13 protein-coding genes and 1 pseudogene are annotated in these 14,275 nt (G+C 73.4%); 8 read left to right on the top strand and 6 right to left on the bottom strand.

Annotation, left to right across the window (positions count from 1 at the left end):
- Positions 1-229: 229 nt before the first annotated feature.
- The 3 genes and pseudogenes from ACFP3R_RS35825 to ACFP3R_RS35815 all read left to right on the top strand — a co-directional run.
- Positions 230-1,216: a LacI family DNA-binding transcriptional regulator gene (locus ACFP3R_RS35825; RefSeq protein WP_380643142.1), complete on the top strand. Its 987-nt coding sequence runs from the start codon at positions 230-232 to the stop codon at positions 1,214-1,216.
- Positions 1,213-2,223 (top strand): class I mannose-6-phosphate isomerase, encoded by a 1,011-nt coding sequence (locus ACFP3R_RS35820; RefSeq protein WP_380643141.1) that lies wholly within the window; start codon positions 1,213-1,215, stop codon positions 2,221-2,223. Before ACFP3R_RS35825 ends, ACFP3R_RS35820 begins: the two co-directional genes overlap by 4 nt.
- A gap of 1 nt (position 2,224) precedes the next feature.
- Positions 2,225-2,308: pseudogene (locus tag ACFP3R_RS35815) on the top strand (sugar ABC transporter ATP-binding protein); the annotation flags it as partial.
- Positions 2,309-2,350: 42 nt separating this feature from the next.
- Here ACFP3R_RS35815 and ACFP3R_RS35810 read toward each other — a convergent pair.
- Positions 2,351-3,364: a hypothetical protein gene (locus tag ACFP3R_RS35810; RefSeq protein ID WP_380643139.1), complete on the bottom strand. Its 1,014-nt coding sequence runs from the start codon at positions 3,362-3,364 to the stop codon at positions 2,351-2,353.
- Positions 3,365-3,492: 128 nt separating this feature from the next.
- On the opposite strand from ACFP3R_RS35810, the gene ACFP3R_RS35805 reads away from it, so the two are divergent.
- On the top strand, positions 3,493-5,028 hold the full coding sequence (locus ACFP3R_RS35805) for an alpha/beta hydrolase (RefSeq protein WP_380643137.1): 1,536 nt from the start codon (positions 3,493-3,495) through the stop codon (positions 5,026-5,028).
- Between the two features lie 83 nt (positions 5,029-5,111).
- Here the strand turns inward: ACFP3R_RS35805 and ACFP3R_RS35800 are convergent, their stop codons facing one another.
- The 3 genes from ACFP3R_RS35800 to ACFP3R_RS35790 are packed head-to-tail and all read right to left on the bottom strand — an operon-like array spanning position 5,112 to position 7,817.
- Positions 5,112-5,765 carry a response regulator gene (locus ACFP3R_RS35800; RefSeq protein ID WP_380643135.1) on the bottom strand — a complete coding sequence of 218 codons (654 nt, stop codon included), beginning with the start codon at positions 5,763-5,765 and terminating at the stop codon, positions 5,112-5,114.
- A gap of 10 nt (positions 5,766-5,775) precedes the next feature.
- Positions 5,776-7,356, bottom strand: coding sequence for a GAF domain-containing sensor histidine kinase (locus ACFP3R_RS35795; RefSeq protein ID WP_380643133.1), 1,581 nt, complete (start codon positions 7,354-7,356; stop codon positions 5,776-5,778).
- Positions 7,357-7,400: 44 nt separating this feature from the next.
- A complete protein-coding gene (locus ACFP3R_RS35790) occupies positions 7,401-7,817 on the bottom strand; it encodes a pyridoxamine 5'-phosphate oxidase family protein (protein WP_380643131.1) in 417 nt (138 codons plus the stop codon).
- Between the two features lie 108 nt (positions 7,818-7,925).
- Between ACFP3R_RS35790 and ACFP3R_RS35785 the strand changes: the two genes are divergently transcribed.
- Positions 7,926-8,780 carry an arylamine N-acetyltransferase family protein gene (locus ACFP3R_RS35785; protein ID WP_380643129.1) on the top strand — a complete coding sequence of 285 codons (855 nt, stop codon included), beginning with the start codon at positions 7,926-7,928 and terminating at the stop codon, positions 8,778-8,780.
- A 10-nt stretch (positions 8,781-8,790) separates the two neighbouring features.
- Here the strand turns inward: ACFP3R_RS35785 and meaB are convergent, their stop codons facing one another.
- Together meaB and ACFP3R_RS35775 are read right to left on the bottom strand one after the other, a co-directional pair.
- Positions 8,791-9,756, bottom strand: coding sequence for a methylmalonyl Co-A mutase-associated GTPase MeaB (gene meaB, locus ACFP3R_RS35780; RefSeq protein ID WP_380643127.1), 966 nt, complete (start codon positions 9,754-9,756; stop codon positions 8,791-8,793).
- Between the two features lie 21 nt (positions 9,757-9,777).
- Positions 9,778-10,965 carry an acetyl-CoA C-acetyltransferase gene (locus ACFP3R_RS35775; RefSeq protein ID WP_380643125.1) on the bottom strand — a complete coding sequence of 396 codons (1,188 nt, stop codon included), beginning with the start codon at positions 10,963-10,965 and terminating at the stop codon, positions 9,778-9,780.
- A 124-nt stretch (positions 10,966-11,089) separates the two neighbouring features.
- On the opposite strand from ACFP3R_RS35775, the gene mce reads away from it, so the two are divergent.
- The 3 genes from mce to ACFP3R_RS35760 form a co-directional block, all read left to right on the top strand.
- A complete protein-coding gene (gene mce / locus ACFP3R_RS35770; protein WP_380643123.1) occupies positions 11,090-11,533 on the top strand; it encodes a methylmalonyl-CoA epimerase in 444 nt (147 codons plus the stop codon).
- A 258-nt stretch (positions 11,534-11,791) separates the two neighbouring features.
- Positions 11,792-13,105 carry a crotonyl-CoA carboxylase/reductase gene (gene ccrA / locus ACFP3R_RS35765; protein ID WP_380643121.1) on the top strand — a complete coding sequence of 438 codons (1,314 nt, stop codon included), beginning with the start codon at positions 11,792-11,794 and terminating at the stop codon, positions 13,103-13,105.
- 78 nt (positions 13,106-13,183) lie between these two features.
- Positions 13,184-14,275, top strand: a 1,092-nt coding sequence (locus ACFP3R_RS35760) for a chromosome segregation protein (RefSeq protein WP_380643119.1), incomplete at its 3' end; no start/stop codon positions are given.

Raw genomic sequence — 14,275 nt, 5'->3', positions numbered from 1 at the left:
GGCTGTCCGCACGAGCCGCCTCCTCGTTGACAACGCTGTCCACGAACCACGCGTAATCGCATGATGGCGGAGCGTGCCGGGGCGGCGTCAACCCCGGGGCCTGACTGTTGTCCGTTTCGGGACAAGGCCGGCCGTTGACATCCGTGAACACGGGGTGTGGAATTCGCGCACTATGACAACGTTGTCCCCGACCGGTGCGGCAGGCGCGCGCAAGGTCAGGCGCGCCACGATGAACGACGTGGCACGCCTGGCGGGCGTGAGCATCAAGACCGTCTCCCGCGTGGTGAACGACGAGGCGGGCGTGCACCCGGCGACGGCCGAGCGGGTGCTGGCGGCGATCGACCAGCTGGGCTTCCGGCGCAACCTCAGCGCGCGCAACCTGCGGCGCGGTTCGTCCACCGGCACCATCGGGCTGGTGCTGGAGGACGTGGCCAACCCCTTCTACTCCGGCGTCACGCGCGCGGTCGAGGAGATCGCCCGGCTGCGCGGCCGGCAGGTGATCACCGGGTCGTCGGACGAGGACCCGGCGCGCGAGCGCGAGCTGGCGCTGGAGTTCTGCTCGCGCCGGGTCGACGGGCTGCTGGTCGTGCCCGCCGGGTTGCAGCACGGGTACCTGGTGCCGGAGATGCGCGCCGGGACGCCGGTGGTGTTCCTGGACCGGCCGGCGGGCGACGTGGTGGTGGACACCGTGCTGGTGGACAACGTCGGCGGCACGGTCGAGGCGGTGGCGCACCTGGCCTCCTCCGGGCACCGCCGGATCGCGTTCCTCGGGGACTCGCCGGACATCTTCACCGCCAACGAGCGCCTGCGCGGCTACCGCGAGGGCTGCGCGCGGGCGGGCATCGGCTACCACGAGTCGCTGGTGGTCATGGGCCCGCACGACGAGGACTCGGTGCGCCGGGCCCTGGCCGGCCTGCGGGACCTGGCCGACCCGGCGACCGCGGTGGTGACCGGCAACAACCGGATCACCGTGCACGCCCTGCGCGCGCTGGCCGGCTCGTCGGCGCGGCCGGCCCTGGTGGGCTTCGACGACTTCGAGCTGGCCGACCTGCTGTCACCGCCGGTGACCGTGATCGCGCACGACGCGAGCGCGCTCGGCAAGGCGGCGGCGGACCTGCTCTTCGCCCGGCTGGACGGCGACGGCTCACCGCCGCGCCGCGTCGTGCTGCCGGTGCGCTTGGTGGCCCGTGGATCAGGAGAGGTGCCCGCATCATGAGTTCCGACAACGAGCCCGTCGCGCTGCCCGCCAACCAGCCGCGCCAGTTCTACCGCGGCGGGCCGGCGATCGCGGCGCTGCGGGACGCGGACGTCGCGGAGAACGGGCCCGAGGACTGGGTCGCGTCGATCACCACGCAGTTCGGCGCGGAGGAGGCCGGGCTGTCCCGGCTGCCCGACGGGCGCCTGCTGCGCGACGCGGTGACCGCCGACCCCGTGGCGTGGCTCGGGCCGGAGCACGTGGCCGAGTTCGGCGCGGACACCGCGCTGCTGGTGAAGCTGCTCGACGCCGGCCAGCGGCTGCCCGTGCACTGCCACCCGTCCAACGACTTCGCCGCCCGGCACTTCGGCTGCCGGCACGGCAAGACCGAGGCGTGGGTGGTCATCGGCACGTCCGGCCCGGAACCCACGGTGTACCTGGGTTTCCGCGAGGACGTGTCCCCGGAGGTGGTCGCGGGGTGGGTGTCGGGCCAGGACTCGGCCGCGATGCTGGCGGCGCTCAACCCGGTGCGGGTCTCCCCCGGCGACGCGGTGTTCGTGCCCGCGGGCGTGCCGCACGCGATCGGCGAGGGCGTGTTCATCGTGGAGCTCCAGCAGCCCACGGACTTCTCCATCACGCTGGAGTGGCAGGGGTTCCTGGCCGGCCCCGAGGCCGGGCACCTGGGCCTGGGCTACGACAGGGCGCTGGCCTGCGTGGAGCGCCGCGCCCAGGCCGTGGACGACCTGGTGCGGCGCACCAGGGCCCTCACCGGCGAGTCCGTGGACCTGCTGGTGCCCGGTGCCGCCCCGTTCTTCCGCGCCGACCGGCTGCACGTGTCGGGCACGGCGGCGCTGGAGCCCTCGTTCGCCGTGCTCGTGGTGCTGGAGGGGGCGGGCACGATCGGGCCCGTCGCGCTGCGCCGGGGCAGCACGGTCGTCGTGCCGCACGCGGCCGGCGAGGTCGTGGTGACCGGCGACGTGGTCGCCGTCCGGTGCCGGCCGCCGAGGGTGTCGAGCCTCGGGAGCTGACGTGGGCTCACCCCTGTTGCAGGCGCGGGAGTTGGTGAAGCGGTACGGGAGTGTGGAGGCGTTGCGCGGTGCGTCGTTCACCGCGCACCACCGGTGAGGTCGTCGCGCTCGACTCACCACCGGCGCGTCACAGGTACTTGTTCGCCAGCTCCGAGTACTCCTTCTCCAGGTCGTCGGCCAGGTAGGCGACGTACGCCCACGGCACCTCGTGCACGTGGTCGCGCATCCCCAGCAGGTGCCGCTTGGCCCGCGGCGCGTCGTCGGCCAGCGCGAACGCCGCCGCGAACAGGTTGTGCGCCTGGAGCGACCGCGGGTGGGGCCTGCCCTTCACCGGACGGCGGCTGTCGGCCTCCCACTTGTCCGCCGCGGTGGCGATCTCGTCCCGGTGCCGGCTGAAGTAGCGCATCTTCAGGCCCGCGATCTTGAGCGCGCTGCGCGACTGCACGGCGTCCTCGAACTGCTCCAGGAAGATCTCGAAGTGGGCCAGCGGCAGCATCGCCACCACCGGGTCGCCCTGGGGCGCGGCGTCCACGCTGCCGTGCGCGAACGCCATCATCTCCTCCGCCGACCCGCCCCACTTCGCGGCCAGGATCTGCAACCGCGTCCAGTGCGCCGGGTACAGCGTCGAGCAGCGGGCCACGACCTCGCGCCACACCTCGTCCTTCTGCTCCCGGTCCACCTGGAGCCCCAGGCCGGCGGTCTGGAGCTGCGCCCACGGCACGGCGTCGCGCGGCAGGAGCTTGGCGGCCTCGTGCAGCGGGCCGACGGCCTTGCGCAGGGTGCTGAAGAAGACCTTGAAGCGGTCCTTGCCGACGGTCTCCGCCCGCCCGGAACCGCGGATGGCCCACGCCTCCCGGACGAACGCGGTGCCGGCCAGCAGCCACAGGTCGGGGTCGGTGTTGCCCTTGGCCAGCTCCAGCAGCTCGTCCGCGTGACCGATGGCGTGCTCACCCAGCACCTCGGCGCGCAGCGCGCGGATCTCGGGCTCCTCGCGGCACTCCGCCAGCACGGTCGTGGCGGCCCTCAGGTGGCCCGCGTCCATCTCCTCCGCGGCGATGTCCAGGATCGCGTCGTCGTAGGTGTGGTCGCGCACCACCTCGCGGGCGACCGCGGCAGGTCGCTTCCTCCGGAAAATCCCCACCCCAGCGACCTTACTTCCCTCCGCGCCCGACCAAACCAAGACTTTCGTAGTGCCGAACAACACCGTTCCGCCCTAGTCCACAACAGTACGCAAGCGGTGGGGTGGAGCCCTCGATCGGAGGGGGATAGATGCGAGGAAAACTGGCCGTGGCCGTGTCCGCGCTCCTGCTCACCGCGGGTGCGCCGGGGATCGCGCGGGCCGCCGAACCCAACCCGCACCTGGACCAGGCCATCGCCTGGGCGCCGTGCGCCGAGCCCGAGCTCCAGGGCCTGGAGTGCGGCACGTTCACCACGCCAATGGACTGGCGCACGCCGGCCGACGGGCGGGCGGTCACCATCGCGGTGAGCCGGCTCAAGCCCGAGGGCGGACCGGCCCGGGGCAGCGTGCTGACCAACCCGGGCGGTCCGGGCGGGGCCGGGCGGGGCCTGCCCGGGTTGTTCGCGGGCCGGGCGAAGCTCGTCGGCAGCATGGAGGTCATCGGCATCGACGTGCGCGGCACGGGTGCGAGCGGCAACACCACCTGCGGCGGGTTCGACTTCCTGACCATCACCGACGTGCGCGACCGGCGCCGGGCCAACACAAAACTGATCTACGACGCCGCCGAGCTCCAGGCCACCGCCTGCCAGGTCCGCTCGGGCGAGTTCGGGAAGCTCGTCAACACCGAGCAGACCGTCCGCGACCTGGACCTGCTGCGGCACCTGCTGGGCCGGGAGAAGATCAACTGGATCGGGTACTCCGGCGGCAGCTGGATGGGCGCCTACTACGCCACCTACTTCCCGGAGCGGGTGGACAGGTTCGTGCTGGACTCGAACGTCGACTTCACCAGCACCTGGCAGGACATCTTCGACAACTTCGGCTTCGGCTTCGAGCGCCGCTTCCGCACCGACTTCCTGCCGTGGGTCGCGCGCTACGACGGCCTCTACCACCTGGGCACCACCGCGGAGCAGGTGCGGCAGGCGTACGAGACGACCCGGGCGAAGCTGGCCGCCGCACCGCTGCCGGTGCCGGGGGGCGGCGGCGTGGTCGACGCCACGCTGCTGGACCTGGTGCTGGTCCAGTCCCAGTACAGCAAGCAGATGTTCCCGCAGGCCGCGGACTTCCTCGCCGCCCTGGCGCAGGCCACCGCCGCGGACGCGCGCACGGCACCGGCCGCCGCGGCGACCGCCGTCGCCCAGTACCCGGACGCCGCGAACGGGACGCTCTACGCCGTCCTGTGCAACGACACGCGGTTCCGGCACAACCGGACCACGCTGGCGCTGGAGGCCGAGCGCCTGGGCCGGCAGTACCCGCTGTTCGGCTACTACCAGGTCGCCGCGCCGTGCGCGTCCTGGGACCGGCCGGCGCTGAACCTGAGGAAGCCGACCGGCCGGGGCGTGCCGCCGGTGCTGATGGTGCAGTCGGTGCGCGACCCGGCCACACCGCTGGAGGGCGCGCAGCGGGCGCACCGGAACTTCGCCGGCTCGCGGCTGCTGACCGTGACCGACGAGGGCGACCACGGCGTCTACGCCTTCGGCAACGCGTGCGTGGACGACGTGGTCGAGGCGTTCATCGTCGACGGGGTGGTGCCGCCGACCGAGTCGACGTGTCCGGGCGTCCCGCTGCCCGACCCGACGGCGCCCACCGCCGCGCAGGTGGCGCCGACCCCGCTGGGCTGGCCGCTGTGACCCGCCGGTGAACCACGGGGCCCGGTCGCCCCACGCGACCGGGCCCCGGCACACCGACCCACCCGGCACACCGACCCACCCGCTCAGTAAGCCGACCCGCCGCCCTGCCGCCGCCGAGCCGCGTACACCCCGGCCTCGGTCCGCCGGTCGAAGCCGAGCTTGTGCAGCAGCGAGGACACGTAGTTCTTGACCGTCTTCTCCGCCAGGTACAGCCGGTTGGCGATCTGCCGGTTGGTCAGGCCCTCGGCGATCAGGTCGAGTATCCGCCGCTCCTGCGGGCTCAGCGCCGCGTAGCGCGGGTCCTCCACCGCCCCGCCCCGCAGCCGCTGGAGCACCGTCGCGGTCACGCCCGAGTGCAGCAGCGACCCGCCCGCCGCGAGCGTGCGGATGGCCGAGACCAGGTCGTTGCCCGAGACCTGCTTGAGCATGTACCCGGCCGCGCCCGCCATGATCGCGCCGAACAGCGCCTCGTCGTCGGAGTACGAGGTCAGCATCAGGCACGCGGGCGGCGGCTGGACCGTCGACCGGATCTCGCGGCACACCGTGACCCCGTCGCCGTCGGGCAGCCGCACGTCGATCACCGCCACGTCCGGCCGGTGGGTCGCCGCGGCGGTCACGGCCGCGGCCGCGTTCTCCGCCTCGCCGACGACCTCGATGTCGGACTCGACGGCGAGCAGCTGCTGGAGCCCGCGCCGGACGATCTCGTGGTCGTCGACGAGCAGCACCGAAATGGTCATCGCGCCTCCCCTACCCGGACACCAACGGCACGGACCACGTCACTGTTACACCACGTCCCTCTTCCGAGTGAACTTCGCAGCCGCCGTTCCACCGCTCGGCCCGCGCCACCATGTTGGCCATCCCGCCGGGGTGCCGGGCGCGGCCGACCGGCAGGCCCGTGCCGTCGTCCCGCACGACCAGCCGCAACGACGTCGCCGCGCGGTCCACCGCGACCTCCACCTCGACCCGGCTCGCCCCCGCGTGCCGGGCCGCGTTGGCCAGCGCCTCGCGCAGCGTGGCCAGCAGGTCCGGGCGCAGGTGGTCGGGCACCACGGAGTCGACCGGCCCGTCCAGGGCCAGCGCGGGCTCGAACCCGAGCAGCCGGGCCGAGTCCTGCACGACCTTGAGCAGCCGGGCCCGCAGGTCGGCCGCGCCCGCGGGCGGTTCCTGCAACGAGAAGATGGTCCGCCGGATCTCCCGGATGGTCTGGTCGACCTCGGTGACGAAGTCCGCCAGCCGCTGCGCCACCAGCGGCTGCTCGACCAGCCCGTTGAGGCCCTGGAGCCCCAGGCCCAGGCCGAACAGCCGCTGCACGACCAGGTCGTGCAGGTCGCGGGCGATGCGGTCGCGGTCCTCCAGCACGGCCAGCCGCCGCCCCGCGCCGGTGGCCCGGGTGAACTCCAGGATCAGCGCGGCCTGGCGCGCGAACGACTCGACCAGCGCCACGTCCGGGTCGTCGAACCCGACCCGGTCGGGCGCCCGCGCCACCAGCAGCACGCCCAGCACCCGCTCGCCCGCGGCCAGCGGCACGGCCAGCGCGGGCCCGATGCGGTCGCCGTGGTCGGGCAGGCCGGCGAACACCCTGGCCCGGCCGGTGTCGAACACCTCGCCGACCTCGCGCGACGGGTCGAACCCGCGCAGCTCGCCGTCCATCACCCGCACGGCCAGCTCGCCCTGGAGGTCCGGCAGCGCCAGCAGCGCGGCCACGCCGTCGGCGGCCAGCCGCGCCCGCACCGCGACCAGGCGCAGCGCGTCCCGGTCGGGGGTGCCGGTGAGCAGCGCGTTCGTCACCTCGTTGGACGCCCGCAGCCACACCTCCCGCTGTCGCGACTGCTCGTAGAGGCGGGCGTTCTCGATCGCGATGCCCGCCGCGGCGGCCACCGCCAGCACGGCCTCCTGGTCGGCGCGGGTGAAGTCGCTGCCGTTCTCCTTGTCGGTGAGGTAGAGGTTGCCGAACACCTCGCCGCGCACGTGCACCGGGACGCCGAGGAAGTGGGGCGAGGACGGGTCGAACGCGGTCTCGTCACCGGACCCGACGGGGTCGGGCACGTCGAACGCGCTGTGGTGGCCCCCGCCGTGGGTGAACTCCAGCAGCTGCCGGTTCGGGCCGACCACGGCCAGCGCGCCGTAGCGCGCGCCGATCAGCTCGCACGACGACTCGACGATGCGCCGCAGCACGTCCGGCAGCGACAGGTCGCTGGCCAGGGACACGACCGCGGCGAGCAGCCGGTGCAGGCGCTCCTGCGAGAAGACCACCTCGGCGGTGCGGTCGGTCAGCTCGCGCAGCAGGCCGTCCAGCCGCACCGCGTTGTCGTCCGGGGATCCGGGCACGCGAAACCACCTAGGGCGGGGGGTCAAGAGAGTAACGCCTCCCGCTACGGGATGCGACGACCCGAGATCACCTCGAGTTCCACCACCAGGTAGTGGTCGTGGTTGCCCCAGCCCCGGGAGGGCAGCGGCAGCCGGCGCAGGTGGACGAGCCGGCACTCGTCCTCGACCTCCACGACGTGCCCGACGCCCATCACCGACCACCCCTTGGAGAGGTCGGGGACCACCTCGTCGATCTGGAACGCCACGATCGTGTTCCGGGCGACGAGCATCGCGCTGCCCTCGGGCACGCGCAGCACCACCGACTCCCCGTCCAGCACATACACGACCGGGTGAACGACCGGGAGTGCCCGATCGGTGTAGACGAGGCGGCCGACGGCGGTCGAACCGAGCAGGCGCAGGCACTCGTCGCGGGACAGGACCTGAAAGCCGGCGGCGTCGTACATGGCACCTCTCTGTTCCACCGGTGGCCGGGGTAAAACGGTCTGCCGCGTGATCGTCCTTGCCTAGAGTCGGAAGTCCCGGCTTCCACGACCTACCCGAACGAGGGATTGCACATGGGGGATGTCCCGATGGTCCGAAGGGTGCTGCCGGACGTGCCGGCGTTCCTGCGCAGGCTCGGCCTGACCGGCGCGGAGCCACCGGGCGCCGAGGCGCTGACCAGGCTGCACCGGGCCTTCGCGGAGCGCGTGCCGTACGAGGCGGTGGAGATCCAGCTGGGCCGGGTCGCCCCGATCGACCCGGCGAGCTCGGTGGCGCGGGTGCTGGCCGGGCGCGGCGGGTACTGCTTCCAGCTCAACGGGGCCTTCGCCGAGCTGCTGGGCGCGCTGGGCTACACCGTGACCAGGCACCCGGGCGGGGTGCAGATGACGCCCGACCAGCCCGTGGGCATCAACCGCAACCACCTGGCGCTGACCGTGCGCGACCTGCCCGACTCGCCGCACGCGTGGCTGGTGGACGTGGGTCTGGGCGACGGCCTGCACTCGCCGTTGCCGCTGGTGGAGGGCCTGCACCGGCAGGGCCCGTTCACCTTCGGGCTCGCGCCGTCGCCGGTGGCGCCGGGCGGGTGGCGGCTGACCCACGACCGGCGCGGCAGCTTCGCGTGCATGGACTTCGCGCCGGACGTGGTCGACCTGGACCACTTCACCGACCGGCACGAGCACCTGTCCACGTCGCCGGAGTCGGGGTTCGTGCGGACGTTCGGCGTGCTGCGGGCGGACGGCCGCGGGTGGGACGTGCTGCGGGCGCTGACCCTGTCGCGGGTGGCGGGGACCACGACCAGGACCCTGCTGGACTCGCCCGCCGCCTGGTCCGCCGCGCTGGCCGACGTCTACGGGCTGGTGCTCACCCGGGACGAGCTGGAGGTGCTGTGGCCGAAGGCGGTGGCCCAGCACGAGGCCCACGCGGGCTCGACCGCGGCGCCCTGAGCGCCGGCGTTCACCCGCCCACCCCCTCGACCAGCCGATCGGCCGCGGCGTAGGGGTCCAGCTCCCCCACCACGACCCGCCCGGCCAGGGCCTCCAGCGCGGTGCCGCCGCGCAGCCCCCCGATCCGGGACCGCACCCGCTCCAGCGCGATGGCCTCGACCTCGCGGGCGGCGCGGGCGGTGCGGCGGCGCCCCAGCTCACCTCGCTCGACCAGCCACGCGTGGTGGTTCTCGATCTCGTCCACCACCTCGGCCACGCCCTCGCCGCGCGAGGCCACCGCCTTCACCACGGGGGGCCGCCACAGACCGCCCTCGCGGTCCCGGCGGCCCAGGGAGATCATGTGCTTGAGGTCGCGCGCGGTCTGGTCGGCGCCGTCGCGGTCGGCCTTGTTCACCACGAACACGTCGGCGATCTCCAGCACGCCCGCCTTGGCGGCCTGCACGCCGTCGCCCATGCCGGGCGCGAGCAGCACCACCGTGGTGTCGGCCAGCGACACCACCTCGACCTCGGACTGGCCCACGCCGACCGTCTCGACCAGCACCACGTCGCAGCCCGCCGCGTCGAGCACGCGCAGCGCCTGCGGGGTGGCCCAGGACAGGCCGCCCAGGTGGCCGCGGGTGGCCATGGAGCGGATGAACACGCCCGGGTCGGTGGCGTGCTCGCCCATCCGCACCCGGTCGCCGAGCAGCGCGCCGCCGGAGAACGGCGAGGACGGGTCGACCGCCAGCACGCCGACCCTCGCCCCGCGCTCCCGGTAGGCGCGCACCAGGGCCGAGGTCGAGGTGGACTTGCCCACGCCGGGCGGCCCGGTCAGGCCGACGACCCTGGCGTTGCCGCAGTACGGGGTGAGCGCCGCGGCCACCTCCCGCAGCCGCGGGCTCGCGTCCTCGACCAGGGAGATCAACCTGGCGACCGCGCGCGGTTGTCCGGCGCGCGCGCGGTCGACCAGCTCGGCTACGTCAACGGTCCGTTCCACATCCCCAGACCTTAGGCATTCCTAGGCGCGGGGCACACGGATGATCAGGGCGTCGCCCTGGCCGCCGCCGCCGCACAGGGCCGCCGCGCCCACGCCGCCGCCGCGGCGCTTGAGCTCCAGGGCGAGGTGCAGCGCGATCCGGGCGCCCGACATGCCGATCGGGTGACCCAGGGCGATCGCGCCGCCGTTGACGTTGACCCGGTCCTCGGCGAGGCCGAGCTCCCGGGTGGAGACGACGCCGACCGCGGCGAACGCCTCGTTGATCTCGACCAGGTCAAGGTCGGCCGGGTCGAGGCCCTCCTTGGCGCAGGCGGCCTTGATCGCGTTCGCGGGCTGCTCGTGCAGGCTCGCGTCCGGGCCGGCGACCACGCCGTGCGCGCCGATCTCGGCCAGCCAGGTCAGGCCCAGCTCCTCGGCCTTGGCCTTGCTCATCACGACCACGGCCGCCGCGCCGTCGGAGATCTGCGAGGCCGAGCCCGCGGTGATGGTGCCGTCGGCGGCGAACGCCGGGCGCAGCCGGGCCAGCGCCTCGACCGTGGTGTCCGCGCGCACGCCCTCGTCGGTGCGGAACAGCACCGGGTCGCCCTTGCGCTGCGGGACGGCCACGGGCGCGATCTCCTCGTCGAACACGCCGTTCTCCGCCGCCGCGGCGGCCAGCCGGTGGGAGCGGGCGGCGAACGCGTCCTGCTCCTCGCGGGTCAGGCCGTACCGGGCGTTGTGCTTCTCGGTGGAGGTGCCCATCGCGACCTGGTCGAAGGCGCAGAACAGGCCGTCGTTGGCCATGTGGTCGAGCATGGTGACGTCGCCGTACTTGAACCCGCCGCGCGACTTGGGCAGCAGGTGCGGCGCCTGGGTCATCGACTCCTGGCCGCCCGCGACCACCACGTCGAACTCGCCCGCGCGGATGAGCTGGTCGGCCAGCGCGATGGCGTCGATGCCGGACAGGCAGACCTTGTTGATGGTCAACGCGGGCACCGTCATCGGGATGCCGGCGTGCACCGCGGCCTGGCGCGCCGGGATCTGGCCCGCGCCCGCCGTCAGCACCTGGCCCATGATCACGTACTGGACCTGCTCGGGCGCCACCCCGGCCCGCTCCAGCGCCGCCCTGATGGCGACGCCGCCGAGTTGGGCGCCGGAGAAGTCCTTCAGCGATCCGAGCAGTCGCCCCATCGGGGTACGGGCCCCGGCGACGATGACGGAACCGGACACAGCGGCCTCCACAGCGGGTGTAAGCGGTTGTTAACACGCCACGATACCCAGGGTTACCCGACGGTAGCCTTGTGAGACGCCGCACAGCGGCACCTGCACCGATTCGGCGGTTACCGTCCCGGACATGGAAGAACTCCGGGATTTCGTCACCGCCATCGACCACGTGGGCATCGCCGTGCCCGACCTCGACGCCGCGGTGGCGTTCCACCGCGAGCACTTCGGGCTGGAACTGGCGCACGAGGAGGTCAACGAGGAGCAGGGCGTGCGGGAGGCGATGCTGCGCGCCCCCGGCGACGACGGCGCGGGCGCCGCGGTCCAGCTGCTGGCGCCGCTGACCCCGGAGTCGACCATCGCGAAGTTCCTCGGCCGGTTCGGCCCCGGCCTCCAGCAGCTGGCCTACCGGGTGTCCGATGTGGACGCGGCGACCGTCGCGCTGCGGGCCCGGGGCCTCCGGCTGCTGTACGACGCGCCCATGCGGGGCACGGCGGGCAGCCGGGTGAACTTCGTGCACCCCAAGGACGCGGGCGGCGTGCTGGTCGAACTGGTGGAACCGCCCACCGGCCACTGACGCCCGGCGGAGCCACCGGCGCGCCGTCCCCGGCGTCCCCGGCACTCCTGCCCAGCGTCCCCGGCATCCCTGCCCAGCGTTCCCGGCGTCCCTGCCCAGCACCCCTCTCCTGCCTGCCACCCATCGGGGGAAAGTCGCGTGCGGTGGCTCACAGCTCCGACATCTGAATCGGTTACCCGTGGGTAACCTCCGGCAACCCGCGTGGACAGGTGCTCCAAGCGCCACATCCCCCTTGCCCCCGAATAGGGAGGGAACGCCGTGCAGAAGATCCTCGATGCCATCCTCGCCGACGAACTGGAGGCCATCGGATCGCTCCCGGTGCCGGAGAGCTACCGGGGCGTGACGGTGCACGCCGACGAGGTCGGCATGTTCGAGGGTCTCGCGACCAAGGACAAGGACCCGCGCAAGTCCCTGCACGTCGACGAGGTCCCCACGCCCGAACTCGGGCCGGGTGAGGCGCTGGTGGCCGTGATGGCCAGCGCGATCAACTACAACACCGTGTGGACCTCGATCTTCGAGCCGGTGCCGACGTTCGCGTTCCTCAAGAAGTACGGCGGCCGGCACGACCGGCCCTACCACGTGGTCGGCTCCGACCTGGCGGGCGTCGTGCTGCGCACCGGGGCCGGCGTGAACGCCTGGAAGCCGGGTGACCGGGTCGTCGCGCACTGCCTGGACGTGCAGCTGGAGCACCCCGACGGGCACGCGGACACCATGCTCGACCCGCAGCAGCGCATCTGGGGCTTCGAGACCAACTACGGCGGCCTGGCCGAGGTCGCGCTGGTCAAGTCCAACCAGCTGATGCCCATGCCCGACCACCTCACGTGGGAGGAGGCGGCGTCCCCCGGTCTGGTGAACTCCACCGCCTACCGGCAGCTGGTGTCGCCCAACGGGGCGAACATGAAGCAGGGCGACACCGTCCTCGTCTGGGGCGCCTCCGGCGGCCTCGGCTCCTACGCCACGCAGTTCGCGCTGGGCGGCGGGGCCACCCCGGTGTGCGTCGTGTCGTCCCCGGAGAAGGCCGAGATCTGCCGCCGGATGGGCGCGGAGCTGATCATCGACCGCAGCGCCGAGGGCTACCGGTTCTGGAAGGACGAGCACGAGCAGGACGTCTCGGAGTGGAAGCGGCTCGGCGCGAAGATCCGCGAGCTGACCGGCGGCGAGGACCCCGACATCGTGTTCGAGCACCCGGGCCGGGAGACCTTCGGCGCGTCGGTCTACGTGGCGCGCAAGGGCGGCACCATCGTGACCTGCGCTTCCACCAGCGGTTACCTGCACCAGTACGACAACCGGTACCTGTGGATGCACCTCAAGCGGATCGTCGGCTCGCACTTCGCCAACTACCGCGAGGCGTGGGAGGCCAACCGGTTGGTCGCGAAGGGGAAGATCCACCCGACACTGTCCAAGGTGTACTCGTTGGAGGACACCGGCCAGGCCGCGCACGACGTGCACCGCAACGCGCACCAGGGCAAGGTCGGCGTGCTGGCGCTCGCCCCGACCGAGGGGCTGGGCGTCCGGGACCGGGCCACGAGGGAGCGTCACCTGTCCGGGATCAACCGGTTCCGGGGCGTCTGAGGCGTTCCGGGTGACGAGGTCCCCGGTGCGCGGCCGGCAGGTGCCCGCCGCGCACCGGGAGCGGGTAGCGTGCACGCCATGGGCCTCGCCGACGACCGTGACCTCGTCCCCCTGGGATCCGGCTTCGACATCGTCAAGCGCGGGTACGACCGCGCCCAGGTCGAGGACCACCTGGAGCGCCTGGAGTCGGACCTGCGCCTGCTCGCCGCCGACCGCGACGCGGCGGTGTCGCAGACCAACGACCTCGCCCGCCAGCTGGAAGCCGCCCGCTCCGAGATCGCCGAGCTGCGCGGCCAGGTGGAGCGGCTGTCGCTGCCGCCGACCACGCTGGAGGGCCTGAGCGAGCGCCTCCAGCGCATGTTGCGGCTCGCCCAGGACGAGGCGAACGAGATCAAGGCGCGGGCCGAGGCCGAGGGCGGGCACATCCGCGCCAAGGCCGAGTCCGACGCGGCGGCCCTGCGCAACCGCTACGAGAAGCTGCTCGCCGAGCTGGACCAGCGCCGCACCGAGATGGAGGCCGAGCACCGGGGCGTGCTGGAGAGGGCCCGGGGCGAGGCCGAGCGGATCGTGGGCGAGGCGCGCGAGGCGGCGGCCCGGCTGGACGAGGAGTCGCTCCAGCGCCGCACCACGATCGAGGAGGACTTCGAGATCGCGATGGCGGCCCGCCGGGTCGAGTCGATGAAGACCCTCGCCGAGCAGGAGGCGGCGTCCAAGGCCGAGGCCGAGCGGCGCGTGCGGGAGGCGGCCGAGGAAGCCTCGCGCGTGCGGGCGCAGGTCAACCAGGAGGCGGCGGCGTCGAGCGCCGAGGCGCAGCGGCTGGTCCGCGAGGCCACCGAGGAGGCCAACCGCCGGCGGCACGACTCGATCAGCGAGGCCACCGCGCGCGTCCAGGAGGCGACCGACGAGGCGAACCGCCGCGTGCGCGAGGCCACCGAGGAGTCGAACCGCCGCGTCAGCCAGGCGACCACCCAGGTGGACGCCCTCAAGCAACTGCGCAACCGCCTCTCCCAGCAACTCCACGCGGTCCGCACCGCCCTGCACGAAGTAACCCCCCTCCTGGACCCCCTGGACGAAGAACGCCCCACCCCTCCTCCCACTCCCGCCCCTGTCCCCACCCCCGCCCCCACCCCCACCTCAGCCGCCCCCCAGCCCCCTCTTCCCCAGCCCACC

Origin of the sequence: Saccharothrix lopnurensis, assembly GCF_042658445.1 — a bacterium.
GTDB lineage: Bacteria > Actinomycetota > Actinomycetes > Mycobacteriales > Pseudonocardiaceae > Actinosynnema > Actinosynnema lopnurensis.
Note: the sequence above shows the minus strand (reverse complement) of the source record. Positions and strands in the feature narration are given on the sequence as shown.

Excerpts from the sequence above, each read along its gene's own strand:
- ACFP3R_RS35825 (WP_380643142.1), top strand. The coding sequence starts at position 230 with ATGAACGACGTGGCACGCCTGGCGGGCGTGAGCATCAAGACCGTCTCC.
- ACFP3R_RS35820 (WP_380643141.1), top strand. The coding sequence starts at position 1,213 with ATGAGTTCCGACAACGAGCCCGTCGCGCTGCCCGCCAACCAGCCGCGC.
- ACFP3R_RS35805 (WP_380643137.1), top strand. The coding sequence starts at position 3,493 with ATGCGAGGAAAACTGGCCGTGGCCGTGTCCGCGCTCCTGCTCACCGCG.
- ACFP3R_RS35800 (WP_380643135.1), bottom strand. The coding sequence starts at position 5,765 with ATGACCATTTCGGTGCTGCTCGTCGACGACCACGAGATCGTCCGGCGC.
- ACFP3R_RS35785 (WP_380643129.1), top strand. The coding sequence starts at position 7,926 with ATGGTCCGAAGGGTGCTGCCGGACGTGCCGGCGTTCCTGCGCAGGCTC.
- mce (WP_380643123.1), top strand. The coding sequence starts at position 11,090 with ATGGAAGAACTCCGGGATTTCGTCACCGCCATCGACCACGTGGGCATC.